This is a genomic window from Micromonospora sp. B11E3, from assembly GCF_039871625.1.
GTDB lineage: Bacteria > Actinomycetota > Actinomycetes > Mycobacteriales > Micromonosporaceae > Micromonospora.
In genome coordinates, this window is the sequence record NZ_JBDPMC010000049.1 from 35,404 (window position 1) to 51,939 (window position 16,536).

General features: G+C 73.7%; 15 protein-coding genes. 3 read left to right on the forward strand and 12 right to left on the reverse strand.

The features are described from left to right. Window positions 1-13: 13 nt before the first annotated feature. Entirely contained in the window at window positions 14-205 is a 192-nt protein-coding gene (locus ABGB16_RS22415) for a DUF397 domain-containing protein (RefSeq protein ID WP_347670054.1), read from the reverse strand. Next, window positions 196-999, reverse strand: coding sequence for a helix-turn-helix transcriptional regulator (locus tag ABGB16_RS22420; protein WP_347670055.1), 804 nt, complete (start codon window positions 997-999; stop codon window positions 196-198). The genes ABGB16_RS22415 and ABGB16_RS22420 overlap by 10 nt, the downstream gene beginning before the upstream one ends. Before the next feature lie 436 nt (window positions 1,000-1,435). Here ABGB16_RS22420 and ABGB16_RS22425 point away from each other — a divergent pair, with 436 nt between their 5' ends. Further along, window positions 1,436-1,681, forward strand: a complete 246-nt coding sequence (locus tag ABGB16_RS22425) for a flavin reductase (RefSeq protein ID WP_347670056.1) — start codon at window positions 1,436-1,438, stop codon at window positions 1,679-1,681. 112 nt (window positions 1,682-1,793) lie between these two features. On the opposite strand, the gene ABGB16_RS22430 is transcribed toward ABGB16_RS22425, so the two are convergent. The 9 genes from ABGB16_RS22430 to ABGB16_RS22470 all read right to left on the reverse strand — a co-directional run bounded on the left by ABGB16_RS22430 (window position 1,794) and on the right by ABGB16_RS22470 (window position 10,119). Continuing rightward, on the reverse strand, window positions 1,794-2,726 hold the full coding sequence (locus tag ABGB16_RS22430; protein WP_347670057.1) for an ABC transporter ATP-binding protein: 933 nt from the start codon (window positions 2,724-2,726) through the stop codon (window positions 1,794-1,796). 127 nt (window positions 2,727-2,853) lie between these two features. Beyond that, window positions 2,854-3,390 carry a hypothetical protein gene (locus ABGB16_RS22435; RefSeq protein ID WP_347670058.1) on the reverse strand — a complete coding sequence of 179 codons (537 nt, stop codon included), beginning with the start codon at window positions 3,388-3,390 and terminating at the stop codon, window positions 2,854-2,856. Then, complete coding sequence (gene dnaG, locus ABGB16_RS22440; protein ID WP_347670059.1) at window positions 3,390-5,258, reverse strand: DNA primase; 1,869 nt, start codon at window positions 5,256-5,258, stop codon at window positions 3,390-3,392. Before dnaG ends, ABGB16_RS22435 begins: the two co-directional genes overlap by 1 nt. 122 nt (window positions 5,259-5,380) lie before the next feature. Then, the gene (locus ABGB16_RS22445; RefSeq protein WP_347670060.1) at window positions 5,381-5,632 is read right to left on the reverse strand and encodes a helix-turn-helix transcriptional regulator; all 252 of its coding nucleotides are present in this window, start codon (window positions 5,630-5,632) and stop codon (window positions 5,381-5,383) included. 13 nt (window positions 5,633-5,645) lie between these two features. After that, complete coding sequence (locus ABGB16_RS22450; RefSeq protein WP_347670061.1) at window positions 5,646-6,497, reverse strand: ABC transporter permease; 852 nt, start codon at window positions 6,495-6,497, stop codon at window positions 5,646-5,648. After that, complete coding sequence (locus ABGB16_RS22455; RefSeq protein WP_347670062.1) at window positions 6,494-7,468, reverse strand: ABC transporter ATP-binding protein; 975 nt, start codon at window positions 7,466-7,468, stop codon at window positions 6,494-6,496. The genes ABGB16_RS22450 and ABGB16_RS22455 overlap by 4 nt, the downstream gene beginning before the upstream one ends. Window positions 7,469-7,576: 108 nt before the next feature. Further along, window positions 7,577-8,410 (reverse strand): siderophore-interacting protein, encoded by an 834-nt coding sequence (locus ABGB16_RS22460; protein ID WP_347670063.1) that lies wholly within the window; start codon window positions 8,408-8,410, stop codon window positions 7,577-7,579. Between the two features lie 62 nt (window positions 8,411-8,472). After that, window positions 8,473-9,756 (reverse strand): deoxyguanosinetriphosphate triphosphohydrolase, encoded by a 1,284-nt coding sequence (locus ABGB16_RS22465; RefSeq protein ID WP_347670064.1) that lies wholly within the window; start codon window positions 9,754-9,756, stop codon window positions 8,473-8,475. 12 nt (window positions 9,757-9,768) lie between these two features. Then, the gene (locus tag ABGB16_RS22470) at window positions 9,769-10,119 is read right to left on the reverse strand and encodes a VOC family protein (protein WP_347670065.1); all 351 of its coding nucleotides are present in this window, start codon (window positions 10,117-10,119) and stop codon (window positions 9,769-9,771) included. Between the two features lie 237 nt (window positions 10,120-10,356). On the opposite strand from ABGB16_RS22470, the gene ABGB16_RS22475 reads away from it, so the two are divergent. Next, complete coding sequence (locus ABGB16_RS22475; protein WP_347670066.1) at window positions 10,357-10,860, forward strand: roadblock/LC7 domain-containing protein; 504 nt, start codon at window positions 10,357-10,359, stop codon at window positions 10,858-10,860. A gap of 133 nt (window positions 10,861-10,993) precedes the next feature. Here the strand turns inward: ABGB16_RS22475 and ppdK are convergent, their stop codons facing one another. Continuing rightward, the gene (gene ppdK, locus ABGB16_RS22480; RefSeq protein ID WP_347670067.1) at window positions 10,994-13,702 is read right to left on the reverse strand and encodes a pyruvate, phosphate dikinase; all 2,709 of its coding nucleotides are present in this window, start codon (window positions 13,700-13,702) and stop codon (window positions 10,994-10,996) included. Between the two features lie 312 nt (window positions 13,703-14,014). Between ppdK and ABGB16_RS22485 the strand changes: the two genes are divergently transcribed. After that, window positions 14,015-15,829, forward strand: coding sequence for a beta-N-acetylhexosaminidase (locus tag ABGB16_RS22485; RefSeq protein ID WP_347670068.1), 1,815 nt, complete (start codon window positions 14,015-14,017; stop codon window positions 15,827-15,829). Window positions 15,830-16,536: the final 707 nt, after the last annotated feature.

Below are 16,536 nucleotides of genomic sequence, written 5' to 3' on the forward strand. Positions count from 1 at the left end.
ACGGGGAGGGCCGCTACGGCCGGGCCGCGACCCGTGCGACGAACGCGTGCCAGGCGTCGGGGCCGAACGCCAGCACAGGTCCGCTCGGGTCCTTGGAGTCGCGTACGGCCACCACGCCGGGAAGGTTGTCGGCCACCTCCACGCAGTTGCCGCCATCAGGGCCGCTGCGGGTGCTCTTGCGCCACCGGGCGCCGGTCAGGTCCATGTCTCGGCCACCTCCGCTATCAGGTCGAGGGACTGCTGCTGCGATAGTGCCTCACCCCGGATCGACTCCCAAACCTCGACCATCTGCCGCACGTAGTCGACGCGGTCGTTCACCTGCCCGTGGCGCTGCCCCTCCAGGTAGACGACGTCCTCCCCCTGCGGCGAGGTGGCGATCACGAAGGGCCCGCCGAGCCCGGGGTACGCGCCGGCGGAGACCGGCACGACCTGGATCCGGACCCGGGGCAGGGTCGAGCCGAGCTTGACCAGGTGCCGCAACTGCTCGCGCATCACCTCCGGCCCGCCGATCCGGCGGCGCAGCACGTACTCGTCGATGACGGCGGTGAGCAGCGGCGGCCGGTCGCGGGTGAGCATGCCCTGTCGGTCGAGCCGGGCCGCCACCTGCTGCTCGATCTCGTCGGGTGTGAACAGCCCGCCGCCGGTCAGCAGCGCGCGGGCGTACCCCTCGGTTTGGAGCAGGCCCGGAACGCACAGCGGCTCGAACGTACGCAGCGCCGTGGCCTCCTGCTCCATGCCGGCCCAGTCGCGGAACCACGGCACGATGGTCTCCCGGCCGATGCGCCGCTGGATGCGCTCGAACTTCCCGTCGGTGGCGCACACGATGTCGCACCGGCGCGCGAAGTCGAGGCTCGGCCGACGCTCGCAGTTCTCCACCTTCGTCACGAGCGCGGCCGAGTAGCTCAGCGCCTCGGCCAGCGCGGCCTGGGACATGCCGCTGGCGGCGCGAACCAGCCGTAGTTCCTCGGCGAAGTGCTCCAGCATGGACGAACGTTCCACGGACAGCCTCCATACTTCCTCGTACGGCGTCGGCTCGGGCCGATATACGCGCTGGTAGTGGCCACTTTCGACCCTGTCACCGTAGTCGCGTCCTCACCAGACTGTCACGCAGCGGGACCGCTCACGGGATCCAACGGCGGGCGGAACCATGCCGGGGGCGCCCTACGGACAACGGCGTCCGGGGGCGCTCCCATCCACCAAGCATTGGAGGCTCAGCTGTGCGACTCAGGTTCTGGCGCTGCCGGCGCCCGACGCCACCCGCCCCGCTCCCCCGGCGTACGCCGAACGAGCGTCCGGCGTGGGCGACCGCCCCGACCGAGGTGTTCCCGACCGACGATCCCGGCCGCGCGGGGAGGCCGACCCGTGCGCAGGAGTGGCGGGCGAACGGGGGCCGGTTCATACCCGCGCCGCGCAGGGCCGAGGAGGGTACGCGCTGATGCCCCGGTACCGCCCGCACGCCGCGGCGCGCCCGTCCTGGCGCTGCCGGGTGTGCGGTGCCGCGTGGCCGTGCTCACCGGCGCGGCTGGCGCTGCTCGGCGAGTACCGCGAGAACCGGACGGGCCTGCTCATCTACCTTGCCACGCTCATGCACGAGGCCGGGGCCGATCTTGCCGACCTCAACGGCCAGGCCGCACCGGAGGGGTTGACCGACCGCTTCCTCACCTGGGCGAGGGCCCGTTGAGGACCGGCCCGACGGTGAAGGTTGGCAGCTCAGCTACTCGACGCGCCGAGGAAGGTGCCGCTGAGCCGTCAACCTTCACGGCTGATCATGACCGGCCGCGGGCAGCGGGCGGTCAGTCGACCAGGGTGCGGCCCGTCAGGTGCAGGAAGACGTCCTCCAGGCTGCTGCGCCGGACCAGCACGTTGACCGGGCTCAGGCCGAGGGCGGCGACCTCGGCCACCGCCGCGTCGCCGTCGGCCACGTAGAGCAGAACGCGGTCGGGCAGCACCTCGACCCGCTCGCCCAGCCCGGCCAGTTTGCCGGCGAACGTCTCCTGCGAGTCGCCCGCGAAGCGCAGCTCGACCACCTCGCGGGTGGCGTGCCGCTCGATCAGTTCACGGGGCGAGCCGTGGGCGACGATCCGGCCGCCGTCCATCACCACCAGCCGGTCGCACAGCTGCTCGGCCTCGTCCATGTAGTGGGTGGTGAGCACCAGCGTGACGCCCTGCTGCTTGAGCCGGAACAGCCGCTCCCAGACCAGGTGCCGGGCCTGCGGGTCGAGCCCGGTGGTCGGCTCGTCGAGCAGCACGATGTCGGGCTCGTTGACCAGCGCCCGGGCGATGGTCAGCCGGCGCTTCATGCCGCCGGAGAGCGGCTCGACCTTGCTGTCGGCCCGCTCGGCGAGCTGGACGAAGTCGAGCAGCTCGCCGGCCCGCTGGCGGGCCACCCGGCGCGGGATGCCGAAGTAGCGGGCGTACGTGGTCAGGTTTTCCCGGACGGTGAGCTCCGGGTCGAGGTTGTCGAGCTGCGGGCAGACGCCGAGGCGGGCCCGGATCGCCGGCCCGTCGCGGACCGGGTCCATCCCGAGGATGCGCAGCTCGCCGCCGCTGGGTGGGGAGATGCAGCCGATCATCCGCATGGTGGAGGACTTGCCGGCGCCGTTGGGCCCGAGGAAGCCGAACGCCTCGCCGGCGAGCACCTCGACGTCGATGCCGTCGACGGCGGTGAAGTCGCCGAACCGCTTCACCAGCCCGCGCGCCCGGATCAGTGCCTGCCCCGTCATCACCGCCCGACCCTACCGACCCCCACCGACACTCCCCACCGGGTTTCCCGGCCCGAGTTGATCGTCTGCTGGGAACGGAGACGACACGCCGAGCGGAGTCTCCCCGGACAGCAGACGATCAAGGAGAGCGTCAGAGGTCGGCCGGGGCCGTCGCGGCGCGGGCCGCGGCGACCAGGCGGGCCGTCTCGGCGAGCACCGGCTCGTCGTCGACCGGGGTGCCCGGCTCGTACCGGACCGTCCAGGTCAGGCCGTCGACGCCGGGCGCCCGCCGCGCCGCGATCCGGCTCGCGCCGCCGGGCACCGGGTGCGCCTCGGTGTACGCGACCGAGCGGGTCACCCGGGCGCGCACCTGGTGGGGCAGGTCCCCCGGGTCGAGCAGCAGGTACGTCTCGGCGGGGCGGTCGGCCACCACGAGGTAGCCGTCGCGCTCGGCGACGCGCTCGGCCGGGGTGACGGTCAGCTCCCGCCCGGACCAGACGGCCTTGAGGATGTCGTGCCAGCCGATCCGCTCGCCCCGGCCGGGCAGCCACAGCCCCAGGTTGCTGGCGACGATCACCCCGTCGCCCTCGCCGTTGCCGGCCGCCGCCCAGGCGAGCACCCGCTCGTCGCCGGCCAGCGGCGGGCGGGCCGCCGGGGGCAGCTTCGGCCTGCGGTTGAACAGTCCCATCACAGTCCTCCCGCGGCCTGCTCGCGCAGCGCCCGCGCGTGCTGCTCCAGCGAGAGCAGTTCCCCGAACAGCGCGAAGTACTCGTCCTTGTTGCTCACCGGATTGATCCGCTGGATCTTGGACTTGAGGTCCTTGATTCGGCCGGACACCGAGCCCCACTGCAACCCCGCCATGGTCACCGAGACGTACCTCGGGTCGGGCTCGCCGTCGATCCGCAGCGGCTCGACGGACAGCTCCCCGACCAGGGCCTGGGCGGCGAGGTCGGCGCAGGCGTCACGGACGGCCTCGACCCAGACGACGCCGCCGGCCGCGGCCGCCGCTCCGCCGGCCGCCGCGATCGCCTCCCGCACGGCCACGTGCACCGGGTGGCGGTACTCCGACGCCTCGACCGCGTCGAACATCGGGCCGGCGAGGGCCGGCTCCTGGAGGGCGAGCTTCAGCGCCTCCCGCTCGACCAGCGCCTGCGGACTGTCCGCGGCCGGCGCGGCGGGCGCGGAACGGGCCGGGGCGGGCGCCTCCCCCGCCGGCCGGCCGTTGGCGGCGGCGAGCACGGCCCGCTGCACGGGCTCGATCTCCATGCCCAGGTCGCCGGCGAGCTTGCGGACGTACTCCGGGCGCTTCTCCCGGTCCTTGAGTTTGGCGACCAGCGGGGCGGCCCGGCGCATCGCCTCGACCCGGCCGTCGACGGTGTCCAGGTCGTAGCGGCTGATGACGTGCCGCAGCGCGAAGTCCACCAGCGGCTCGCGGCGGGCCACCAGGTCGCGTACGGCCAGGTCGCCCTTTGCCAGGCGCAGCTCGCACGGGTCCATGTTGTCGGGGCTGACGGCGATGAAGGTACGCCCGACGAAGCGCTGGTCGTCGTCGAAGGCGCGCAGCGCGGCCTTCTGGCCGGCGGCGTCCCCGTCGAACGTGAAGATGATCTCCCCGGCCACGGCGTCGGTGTCCAGCAGGAGCCGGCGCAGCACCCCGATGTGGTCCGAACCGAACGCGGTGCCGCAGGTCGCCACGGCCGTGGTGACCCCCGCGAGGTGGCAGGCCATCACGTCGGTGTAGCCCTCCACCACGACCACCTTGCCCTGCTTGGCGATCTCCCGCTTGGCCTGGTCGATGCCGTAGAGGACGTGCGACTTCTTGTAGATCGGCGTCTCGGGGGTGTTCAGGTACTTCGGGCCGTCGTCGTCGTCGAACAGCTTGCGCGCGCCGAAGCCGATGACGTCGCCGGTCAGGTCCCGGATCGGCCAGAGCAGCCGGCGGCGGAACCGGTCGATCAGGGTGCCCGAGCGGGACGGCCGGGACAGGCCCGCCGTGACCAGTTCGTCGTGGGTGAAGCCCTGCTGGCGCAGGTGCTTGGTCAGCAGGTCCCACGCGTCGGGGGCGAAGCCGCAGCCGTACCGCTCGGCGGCGGCCCGGTCGAAGCCGCGCCGGGCCAGGAACTCCCGGGCCGGCCGGGCACCCGCCGTGGTGAGCTGCGCCCGGTAGAACTCCACGGCGGCGGCGTGTGCGGCGACCAGGCGTTGCCGCTGCCCCTGCTGGGGGCGGGCGCGCGGGGCCGCGCGGTCGTCCTCGACGTACCGCAGCTGGATGCCGGCGCGGGCGGCGAGCCGCTCCACGGACTCCACGAAGCTGAGGTGGTCGGCGTCCATCAGGAACTTGATCGCGTCGCCGCCGGCGCCGCAGCCGAAGCAGTACCAGACGTTACGGGCGGGCGAGACGTTGAACGACGGGCTCTTCTCGTCGTGGAACGGGCACAGCCCCTTGAGGTTGCCGCCGCCGGCCGACTTCAGGGTCACCGTCTCGGAGATGACCTCGGCGATCGAGGTGCGCTCGCGGACCAGCGCGATGTCCTCGTCCCGGATCCGCCCAGCCATCCGCCACCCCCTCGGCCCTACATCCTGCCCTGCCGCACCGACGTTCCGCCGTTGGGGGCGCGCCGTGTGGCGGGCGCCCCGTCGCGGTCGCGCCCCACGCCCGTCCCGTCGCGGCCGGGCCGTCAGGCGGTGCGGCCGACGCCGCCGGGCACCTCCCCGATCCGGGGGAACGGCTCGATCGAGAAAACGACCTCGACCGGCACCTCGAAGTAGGCGGCGATCCGCAGGGCGAGGTGCAGGCTGGGCCGGAACTCGCCGCGCTCCAGGTAGCCCACGGTCTGGTAGTGCACGCCGAGCGCGTCGGCGAGCTGCCGGCGGGTCACGCCGCGCTCGGCGCGCAGCACGGCGATCCGGTTGTGGACCGTCTCACTCATCGACCAGACCTTCTCACACCGGCCGCCGCAGCGCCTTCTCCCGGCGCAGGGCGACCCGGGACCCCGACTCGCGTCGGGCCATCCGGCGCAGCACGACCGGGGCCAGCAGCATTCCGAGCACCGCCCAGACGCCGAGCACGGCCAGCGTCTCCAGGTGCCGCCACGACCCGCCGAGCTCGACGGCGGACATCGCGTCGGGCAGCAGGGCGGAGCGCATGCCCAACCCTAGCCAGTAGAGCGGGAAGACCTGAGCGACGGCCTGCAACCAGCCCGGGTAGCCGTTGATCGGGTAGAAGATGCCGGAGAGCGCGACCAGCCCCATGACCGGCAGCACCACCACGCCCATGTTGCGCGGGTTCTCGATCAGCGAGCCGATGACCGCCCCGAGCGGCAGGGTGGCGAGCAGCCCGAGCAGCACCACCCCGACGAGGACGAGCCACGCCCCGGCGTCGGCGACCCGGAGCCCGTCGAGGAAGAACAGCGCCGGGGTGAGCTGGATGAGCACGCCGATCAGGGTCACCGCGGAGATCATGATGATCTTGCCGATCAGGTAGCCGAGCATGCCGTTCGGGGTGGCCTTGGCCCGCAGCAGGGTGCCGTCCTCCCGGTCGACGATGAGCTGCTGGGCCAGGCCGAGCAGACCGCCGAACGCCAGCCCCATCGCCAGCGCGCTGGGCAGCGTACGGGCGCCGAGGGAGAACTGCGTGCCCGGCACGGTGGATCCGCGCATGAAGAACATCGCGACCAGCAGCACGAAGGTCGGGAAGAAGTAGTTCCACAGGTCCTGGACGTTGGTGAAGCTGTTGCGCAGCTCGATCCAGCCCCGGCCCAGGCCGGCCCGGACCGCGTCGGTCCTCGCGCTCATCGTCCCGTCCCCTTCCCGAACGCGCGGGCGGCCTCCGCGGGCCGCGCCCCGGACTCGTGCGCGTACACGATCGCCATGTAGGTGTCCTCCAGGCTGGGCCGGCGCACCTCCAGCTCCCGCACGGCGTCGCCGTGCTGGCGGAACAGCTCCCGGACGAAGCGGGTGGCGTCGGCGGTCGAGTGCACGTACCGCTCGCCGTCGCGGGTCCACCGGACCTCCGCCTCGCCGGCCACCCGCCGGGTCAGCTCGTCGGGCGAGCCCTCGGCGACGATCCGGCCGCCGGCCAGCACGAGGATGCGGTCGGCCAGCTTCTCCGCCTCGTCGAGGTCGTGGGTGGTGAGCAGGATGGCGGTCTCGTCCAGGTCGACGAGGCGGTGCACCAGGTCGTGGAACTCGCGGCGGGCCACCGGGTCGAAGCCGACCGTCGGCTCGTCGAGGAAGAGCAGTTCGGGCCGGCCGACAATGCCCACGGCCACGTCCAGCCGCCGGCGCTGGCCGCCGGAGAGCCGGCCGATCCGGTCCCCGGCGTGCCCGGCGAGCCCGACGGCGGCCAGCAGCTCGGGCACCGGCCAGGGCCGCCGGACCCGGTCGGTCGAGTACGCGGCGTAGAACCCGCCGAGGTGGGTGAGCAGATCGGCCACCCGCCACTTCGCGTGGTCCCGCCAGGACTGGAGCACCACGCCCAGCCGCGCCCGCCACGCCTCGCCGCCCCGGGCCGGGTCCTCCCCGAGCACCGAGACGTCGCCGGCCGAGCGCATCCGGAAGCCCTCCAGGATCTCGATGGTCGTGGACTTGCCGGCGCCGTTGGGCCCGAGCAGGACCACCACCTCGCCCCGGCGGGCCTGGAACGTCACCCCGTCGAGCACGTCCACCGAGCCGTAGCGCATCCGCAGGTCGCGCACGTCCAACACCAGGGAGCCGTCGGGCGGGCCGTCGACACCGGCCCTTCCCCGTTCCGTCACCGACGTCATCGCCCTCCGCCCTCCGTCGCACCTGTGCGGCAGAATGTAGCAGATGTGCTACATGGCCGGGCAAGGGAAAGGCCCGCCCCGGACGGGACGGGCCGGCGGCGGGACGGGTCAGATGGGAAGGGTGACCTCGTCCGCCTCGACCTGGCGGTTCCAGTCGGGCTTGCTGGCGCGCCAGCCCTCGTCGTCCATGCCGCGCCGCCAGTAGCCGGAGATCGACAGCCACTCCCGCGGCACGGCCCGGTCGATCCGCAGCAGGCGGCGCAACTCCTTCACGAAGCCCGCCTCGCCGTGGACGAAGGCGTGCACCGTCCCGGGCGGGAAGTCCAGCGCCCGGACCGCCTCGACCAGCGCCTCGCCCACCGGGCGACCGGCCCGGTGCAGCCAGCGCAGCTCGACCGCGCCGGGGCTGGCCAGCGGCAGCTCGTCGGACGGGCCGTCGACCTCGACGAAGACCCTGGCCGGCGCGCCGAAGGGCAGCCGCTCCAGGGCCGCGGCGATCGCCGGCAGCGCGCTCTCGTCCCCGACCAGCAGGTGCCAGTCGGCGGTCGGGTCCGGGGCGTACGCCCCGCCGGGGCCGGTGAAGAGCACCCGGTCGCCGGGACGCAGCGCGGCGGCCCACGGCCCGGCCAGCCCCTCGTCGCCGTGGTGCACCACGTCGATGGTCAGCTCGCCGGCCGCCGCGTCCCACCTGCGCACCGTGTACGCCCGCAGCCGCGGCCACTGCTCGGCCGGGAACTCGCGCTTGATGGCGGCCAGGTCCGTCGGGTGCGGGTACGCCACCCCGGCGGGCGGGAAGACCAGCTTGACGTAGTGGTCGGTGTACTCGCCCACCGGCAGGCCGGTCAACTCCTCCCCGCCGAGCACCAGCCGGATCAGGTGCGGGGTGGGCCGCTCGGTCCGGACGACCGTGGCGGCGGTGACCTTCTTCGGGCGCTCCGTCATGCCACTTAGGCTAGCCTAACCAGCGGAGATCTCCCATCCCCCGGGTTTCCCATCTCCGGCATTCAGCCCGCGGCCAGCCGGTCGTGCCAGGCCACGGCGGCCGGGTCGGTGAGCGAGGCCACCTGGTCGATCACCACGCGCAGCCGGCCGGCGTCGTTCGGCGCGGCCCGCCACAGCGGGGCGAACACCTCGTCCAGCGCGTCCGGCGCCCGGCGCACCAGCGCGGCGACCAGCTCGGCGAGGATCCGCCGCTGCCGCTCGTACCGGTCGACGGCGCCGGGGCGACGCATCACGTAGCGCAGGGCGATGCCCTTGAGCAGCGCGCACTCCGCCCGGGCGCGGCGGGGCACCACCAGGTCGGCGGCGTACCGGCGCAGCGGGCCGGAGCCGTGGCGCTCCCGGGTGGCGGCCACCGCGGTCGAGACGAACCGGCCGGTCAGCACGCTGGTGGTCGCCTTGAGCGCCGCCTGTGCGGAGTGGCTGCCGTCGTACGCCGCGAGCGGAGCGAGCACCGGGTCGGCCAGTAGGTCCACCAGCACCTCGCCCAGGTCGCCCGGGGACTCCCCGGAGTAGGTGGCCGCCACGTCCGCGCACAGCGCGGCCCGCTCGTCCGGGTCGGCCAGCAGCGGGCCGAGGCGGACGTACCCGCCGTGGATGCCGTCCTCGACGTCGTGCACCGAGTACGCCACGTCGTCGGCCCAGTCCATCACCTGCGCCTCCAGGCAGCGCCGCCCGTCGGCCGGGGCGCCGGCGCGCAGCCAGTCGAAGACCGGCAGGTCGTCGGCGTACACCCCGAACTTGCGCTCGCCCGGCCGGCGGGGCCAGGGGTACTTGCTGGTCGCGTCGAGCGACGCCCGGGTCAGGTTCAGCCCGGCGGACCCGCCGCCCGGGGCGAGCACCTTGGCCTCCAGCCGGGTGAGCACCCGCAGCGTCTGCGCGTTGCCCTCGAAGCCGCCGCACGGCGCGGCGAGCAGATCCAGCGCGGCCTCGCCGTTGTGCCCGAACGGCGGGTGGCCGAGGTCGTGGGCGAGCCCGGCGGTGTCCACCACGTCCGGCTCGCAGCCCAGCCGGGCGCCCATCTCCCGGGCGATCTGCGCCACCTCCAGCGAGTGGGTCAGCCGGGTACGCAGGAAGTCGTCGGTGCCGGCGGTGTGCACCTGGGTCTTCGCGGCGAGCCGCCGGAACGCCGCCGAGTGCAGCACCCGGGCCCGGTCCCGCTCGTACGGCGAACGCCCGTGGCCCGTGTCCTTGGGCGGCTCGTCGACCCAACGCGCCTCGTCGACGGACGACCCGGGCCGGCCTGGCCCGGGGACGTCCCGCGCGCCGGACGACCCGGGCCCGCTCACCCCGCCACCGGCCTATCCCCGCGGCCGCAGCACGCAGAACTCGTTGCCCTCGGGGTCGGCCAGCACCGTCCACCCGACGTCGCGCTGACCGATGTCGACGTGCCGGGCGCCCATGTCGACCAGCCGCTCGACCTCGGCCTCCAGGTCGGCCGGGCGCAGATCGATGTGCAGCCGGTTCTTGACCTGCTTGTCGTCGGGCACCGGCACGAACACGATGCCGGGAAGCCGGTCGGGGGACTGCCGGATCTCCACCTCGTCCGGCCGCTCGGTGACCACCTGGTAGCCGAGGGCCTCCGCCCACCACCGGGCGAGCCGGGCCGGGTCGCCGGCGTCCACGGTCAGACTTGCCCAGACGCTGGTCATGCGGTCCACCCTCCACCCGGCTACGACGGCTCGCGCGAGCCAAGATTACGCCCGACCGGGCACCGCGGCGCGTTTGACGACTCCCGTGCCGGCGCCTGGCAACAGCCGATCAGTCGAGAGTTGTGAACTGATCGCCCACCGTCACGGGCTCGCGGGGCGACCATGGCCGGAGGTAGCGTTCCCAGAGCAGAACGTGATCACGGATCCGTACGCGAATCGCACGACGGGGAGGCTCTTGTGGACGCTGACCGGATGCTGGGCTCGGAGCTGCGCGGGCTGCGCCGACGGCGACCGGAGGTCGCCGGCACGGTGCTCGCCGGCACCGACGGCCTGCTCATCTCCAGCGACCTGCCGACGACCGACGCCACCCACCTGGCGGCGCTGGCCGCGGCCAGCTTCGGCCTCGGCAACCGGGTCGCCGACACGGTGCGGCACGGCGAGTTCCAGGAGTCGGTGGTCCGCACGGCCCGGGGCGCCGTGGTGACCTACCCGGCCGGCCGGCACGCCCTGCTCACCCTGGTCACGGCCGCCGCCACCGACCTGGAGACGCTGCACGCCGAGGCCCGGGCGGTGGCCGACCGGACAGGCTCGGTCTTCGACCGCCAGCGCACCACCCGGACGCACACGGTGCCGCCGCCGGACCCGCGCGCGCCGCTGGCCGTGCGTACCCCGATGGCGACCCTGCCCGGGCGCTCGCAGAACGCCCCGCGCACCACCGGCTGGCGCCGCCCGCCGATCTGACCAACGGCCCCCGGGACCGGGCACCGGTCCGGCCCGCACACGGCTCAGACCCGCACACGGCTCAGACCCACGGACCGCTCAGACCCGGCGGCCGGCCCTGGCGACGCGCGCGCCAGGGCCGGCACCGGGGCGTTCAGCGGCTGTCGGAGCCGGTGGTCTCGATCGCGGCCCGGCCGGCCTCCAGCCGGGCCACCGGCACCCGGAACGGCGAGCAGGAGACGTAGTCCAGGCCCACCTCGTGGAAGAAGTGGACGGAGTCCGGGTCGCCGCCGTGCTCGCCGCAGACGCCGAGCTTCAGCTCCGGCCGGGCAGCCCGCCCCTCCTCGGCGGCGATCCGCACCAGCCGGCCCACGCCCTCCCGGTCGATCGACTCGAACGGCGAGATGCCGAAGATGCCCAGCTCCAGGTAGCGCCAGAAGAACGCCGCCTCGACGTCGTCGCGGGAGAAGCCCCAGCCCATCTGGGTCAGGTCGTTGGTGCCGAACGAGAAGAACTGCGCGGCCTCGGCGATCTGCCCGGCGGTCAGCGCCGCCCGCGGCACCTCGATCATCGTGCCGATCAGCACCTCGACGCCGCTGTCCCCGACCACCTCCTCGATGATCTTCTCAGCCTCGGCCCGTACCGTCTCCAGCTCCTGCACCGCGCCTACGAGCGGGACCATGATCTCCGGGCAGGCCGACCCGCCGTCGCGGGTGATCCGGACGGCGGCCTCCGTGATCGCCCGGACCTGCATGGCGAACAGGCCGGGGATCACCAGTCCGAGCCGCACGCCGCGCAGGCCCAGCATCGGGTTCTCCTCGTGCATCCGCCGGACGGCGGCGAGCAGCGCCTCCTCCCGGGCCACGTCCTCGCCGCGCTCCTGCGCGACCGCGACGTTGACCGCGAGCTGCTCCAGCGGGGGCAGGAACTCGTGCAGCGGCGGGTCGATCAGCCGTACGGTGACCGGCAGCCCGTCCATCTCGCGGAAGATCTCCACGAAGTCGTCGCGCTGCAACGGCAGCAGCGCCGCCAGCGCGGCCTCGCGCTCGTCGTCGGTGCGGGCCAGGATCAGCCGCTCGACCAGCTCCCGGCGGTCGCCGAGGAACATGTGCTCCGTGCGGCACAGGCCGATGCCCTGCGCGCCGAAGCGCCGGGCCCGGGCGGCGTCCGCGCCGGTGTCCGCGTTCGTGCGCACCGCCAGCCGCCGCCGTCCGTCCGCGTGGGTCATGATCCTGTGTACGGCCTCGACCAGCGCGTCGTCGGTCCGCTCGGGGTCGAGGGTGCCCTCGAAGTACTGCACCACCTCGGACGGCGTGACCGGCACCTCGCCCAGGTACACCTTGCCCGTGGTGCCGTCGATGGAGACGACGTCGCCCTCGCCGACCGTGTGCCCGCCGACGGTGAACCTCTTCGCCGGGACGTCGACGTCCAGCTCGTCGGCGCCGGCGACGCAGGTCTTGCCCATGCCCCGGGCCACCACCGCCGCGTGGCTGGTCTTGCCGCCCCGGGAGGTGAGGATGCCCCGCGCCGCGATCATGCCGTTGAGGTCGTCCGGGTTGGTCTCCCGGCGGACCAGGATCACCGCCTCGCCCTCGGCGGCCAGCTCCACGGCACGGGCGGAGGTGAAGACGACCTTGCCGGAGGCGGCGCCCGGCGACGCCCCGACCCCCTTGGCCACCGGCTGGAACTCGTGGTCGAGCTGGAACCGGGGGAACATGAGCTGGGCGAGCTGGGCGCCGTTGACCCGGTGCAGCGCCTCGTCCAGGTCGATCAGGCCCTCGTCGACCAGCTGCGCGGCGATGACGAACGCCGCCGCCGCGGTCCGCTTGCCGACGCGGGTCTGCAACATCCAGAGCTTGCCCCGCTCGATGGTGAACTCGATGTCGCAGAGGTCCTTGTAGTGGCCCTCCAGCCGGGCCATGTACCCGAGCAGCTCGTCGTAGGACTTCTTGTCGATCCGCTCCAGCTCCTGCAACGGCACGGTGTTGCGGATGCCGGCGACCACGTCCTCGCCCTGGGCGTTGGCCAGGTAGTCGCCGTAGATGCCCTGCGCGCCGCTGGCCGGGTCCCGGGTGAACGCGACGCCGGTGCCGGAGTCGGGGCCGAGGTTGCCGAAGACCATGGTCACCACGTTGACCGCCGTGCCGAGGTCGGCCGGGATGCGCTCCTGCCGCCGGTAGACGACCGCGCGCTCGGCGTTCCACGACTCGAAGACCGCCCGGATCGCCAGGTCCAGCTGCTCGCGCGGCTCCTGCGGGAACTCCCGCCCGGTGTGCTTCGCGAAGATCCTCTTGTACGCGTCGACCAGCCCGCGCAGGTCGTCCGCGTCCAGGTCCAGGTCGTTCTTCGTGCCCTTGGCGCGCTTGGCGTCCTCCAGGGCCTGCTCGAACTCCTCGCCGGGCACGTCGCACACGGTCTTGCCGAACATCTGGATCAGCCGGCGGTAGGAGTCCCAGGCGAACCGATCGTTCCCTCCGGCCTGCGCGCTCAGCCCGACGACGCTGCGGTCGTTGAGGCCGACGTTGAGGACGGTCTCCATCATGCCCGGCATGGAGAACTTGGCGCCCGAGCGGACGGAGACCAGCAGCGGGTCGCCCGGGTCGCCGAGCCGGCGGCCCATCTCCCGCTCCAGCGACTCCAGGTGCGCCTGGATCTGGCCGGCCAGACCGTCCGGCTCCCGGCCGGTGGCGAGGTACGCCTTGCAGGCTTCGGTGGTGATGGTGAAGCCGGGCGGGACCGGCAGGCCGAGGTTGGTCATCTCGGCCAGGTTGGCCCCCTTGCCGCCGAGCAGGTCCTTGAGGTCCTTGTTGCCCTCGGCGAAGTCGTAGACGTACTTGTGATCGACCGTGTCTTGCGCTGCCACCAGAGCCTCCCACGCGCGCCGGACTGGACACTTAACGAAGGTTCAGCTGCCTCATACCCCGGGGCTGACCACAGGTAATCCGAGGTCAGCGCCGATCGGTGGGCGAAGGCTAAGCGAACATCGAGGGGCTTGGGGCCATTCGGTGACAATCGGCACACCCATCACCACTTTCCGCGTCCGTACCGGTTTTTGGGACCGCTTCCACGCGCACGATCACGCATTTGCGCTGGCCCTCGTACCCTTGACGACACCGACCTCCGCCGAACCTCACCTTTGCCATATCCCTCGCGAATACCCCCGGGAGCCGTCGCCGTGCCACCCACCCCGCCCCCCACGCCCGCCACCGGCCAGGAGCCCCCCGACTCCCTCGGGCTCTCCGGTCAGGAGCCCCCCGCCCGGCTCGGGCTCCCCGGCCACGAGCCGGCCGCCGCCGACCTGGCCCGGGCCGCCTCGCTCGCGGCCGGCGACCTGCTCGCGCCCGCGGCCCCGGTCCGGCTCGGCGACGTCGTGCCGGCCCCCGAACTGGTCACCCCGGACCCGTCGGCCGACTTCACCCTGCCCGCCGACGCGGCCATCCGGGTCAGCCCGGACCCAGCCGCCCGGGACGTCGCGGAGCAGCTCGCCGACCTGCTCCGCCCCGCCACCGGCTACCCGCTGCCCGTCGCCGACACGCCGGGGCCGGCCGACGGTCTCACCCTCACCCTCGGCGGCGTCGCGGCCGAGGTGGCACCCCCCGGCGGGGGCACGGACCGCGGCGACGTCACGGCCCCGATCGACGTCGCAGCCCCAGTCAACGTCACGGCCCTGAGCGCGGAGGGCTACCGGCTCGACGTGCACCCCGACGGGGTACGCATCAGCGCCGCCACGGCCGCCGGCCTGCTGCACGGCGTGCAGACGCTGCGCCAACTCCTGCCGGCGGCAATCGAGAGCCCGACCCCGGTCGCCGAGCGCTGGGTCGTGCCCGGCGGGGTGATCGTCGACCGTCCCCGGTACGCCTACCGGGGCGCGATGCTCGACGTGGCCCGGCACTTCTTCGCCGTCCCCGACGTGCTCCGAGTGGTCGACCACCTGGCCCGGTACAAGCTCAACCACCTGCACCTGCACCTCAGCGACGACCAGGGCTGGCGGATCGCCGTCGACTCGTGGCCCCGGCTGGCCACCGTCGGCGGGGCGACCCAGGTGGGCGGCGGCCCCGGCGGGTACTACACGGCGGCCGACTACCGCCGCATCGTCGCCTACGCCGCCCGGCGGCACGTCACCGTGGTCCCGGAGATCGACCTGCCCGGCCACACCAACGCCGCGCTGACCGCGTACCCCGAGCTGGCGCCGGACAAGGTCGCGCCGCCGCCGTACACCGGCACGGACGTCGGCTTCAGCTACGTCGATCCTGCCGACGAGCGCACGTACGCCTTCGTCACCGACGTGCTCGGCGAGGTGGCCGCGCTCACCCCCGGGCCGTACCTGCACATCGGCGGGGACGAGGCGTTCAAGGTCGGGGCCGACGCGTACGCCGGGTTCGTGCGGCGGGCGCAGGAGATCGTCGCCGGCACGGGCAAGACGGTGGTCGGCTGGCACCAGATCGCCCCCGCCGAGCACGCCGAGGGGCGGATCCTCCAGTGGTGGGGCACGAAGGCGGACGATCCGGTCGTCGCTGACGCGGTCCGGCGCGGGGCCCGGCTGATCCTCTCCCCCGCCAACCACGCCTACCTCGACATGAAGTACGCCCCGGACACCCCCATCGGGCACAACTGGGCGGGCCTGATCGACGTGGCCCGGGCGTACGACTGGGACCCGGGTGCACACCTGGCGGACGTGCCGGCGGAGGCGGTGCTCGGCGTCGAGGCCCCGCTGTGGACCGAGTCCGTCACGTCGCTCGCCGACATCGAGTTCCTGCTGCTGCCGCGGCTGCCCGCCGTCGCCGAGCTGGCCTGGTCACCCCGGACCGCCCACGACTGGCCGGCGTTCCGGGACCGGCTGGCCGCCCACGGCCCCCGCTGGACCACGGCTGGCATCACCTTCCACCCCTCCCCGGACATCCCCTGGCCGGCCACACTCCCCGAACACCCCACCGGCGGCATCCCGACCCAACGCCCCCACCCGGACACCGCCGACACCCCAACCCCCTGACCGCCCCCGCCCGCCCCGCTTCCGCGATCGTGCACCTTCGGCCCCGACAAACAGGGCGAATCCGCCCACAAGAGGGGCCCAAAGTGCAAGGTCGCGTACGGAATGGCTGAGCCTCGCGCCCAGCTCAGCCCGGCCGGACCGCCCTCGGGTGACGATCGACTCCATGTCGCCGACATGGCCTCCTCCTGCCTGCCTGGACGGTTGGCCCCATGTCGCCCACATGGGGTCATCCACGCCAGCCGGACTCCGCCATGTCGGCGACATGGTGCGACCATGCCCTGGCCGGCGACGGGTGAGGGGAATGCCGACGGCCCCGGGGGCGTTACACACCCGGACGCCCGGCGTGGTCCGTCCCCAACTGGTCGGGCTGGTGGTCTACCTCGGGCTCGAGCAGCAGTCCCGGCCGAACCCCTCCGGGGCAGGTCCGGCGGAATCATCGCCCGTCCCGGGCCGTTACACCACCCGGGCCACGGGCCCCGGGTGCCGCTCGACTGCATGTCGCCGACATGGCGCCTTCCTGCCCACCCGGACCCCGCGATGTCGCCGACATGCACTCACCACCCGGGCCCACGCGCCGGGCCGTTACACCACCCGGGCCCACGCGCCCCCGGGTAACCACAGGGCCACACGGCGGAATGCCGCCAGCCGCCCGGTCGTTACACCCCCGGGCCACCCGAGCCGAGCACCACCGCCGGGACACGAGCCCT

What these genes read in the sequence shown, in the direction of transcription:
- ABGB16_RS22435 (WP_347670058.1), bottom strand. Translation starts at nt 3,390, where the DNA reads ATGGGACTGTTCAACCGCAGGCCGAAGCTGCCCCCGGCGGCCCGCCCG.
- ABGB16_RS22455 (WP_347670062.1), bottom strand. Translation starts at nt 7,468, where the DNA reads ATGACGTCGGTGACGGAACGGGGAAGGGCCGGTGTCGACGGCCCGCCC.
- dnaG (WP_347670059.1), bottom strand. Translation starts at nt 5,258, where the DNA reads ATGGCTGGGCGGATCCGGGACGAGGACATCGCGCTGGTCCGCGAGCGC.
- ABGB16_RS22415 (WP_347670054.1), bottom strand. Translation starts at nt 205, where the DNA reads ATGGACCTGACCGGCGCCCGGTGGCGCAAGAGCACCCGCAGCGGCCCT.
- ABGB16_RS22470 (WP_347670065.1), bottom strand. Translation starts at nt 10,119, where the DNA reads ATGACCAGCGTCTGGGCAAGTCTGACCGTGGACGCCGGCGACCCGGCC.
- ABGB16_RS22450 (WP_347670061.1), bottom strand. Translation starts at nt 6,497, where the DNA reads ATGAGCGCGAGGACCGACGCGGTCCGGGCCGGCCTGGGCCGGGGCTGG.
- ABGB16_RS22445 (WP_347670060.1), bottom strand. Translation starts at nt 5,632, where the DNA reads ATGAGTGAGACGGTCCACAACCGGATCGCCGTGCTGCGCGCCGAGCGC.
- ABGB16_RS22425 (WP_347670056.1), top strand. Translation starts at nt 1,436, where the DNA reads ATGCCCCGGTACCGCCCGCACGCCGCGGCGCGCCCGTCCTGGCGCTGC.
- ABGB16_RS22460 (WP_347670063.1), bottom strand. Translation starts at nt 8,410, where the DNA reads ATGACGGAGCGCCCGAAGAAGGTCACCGCCGCCACGGTCGTCCGGACC.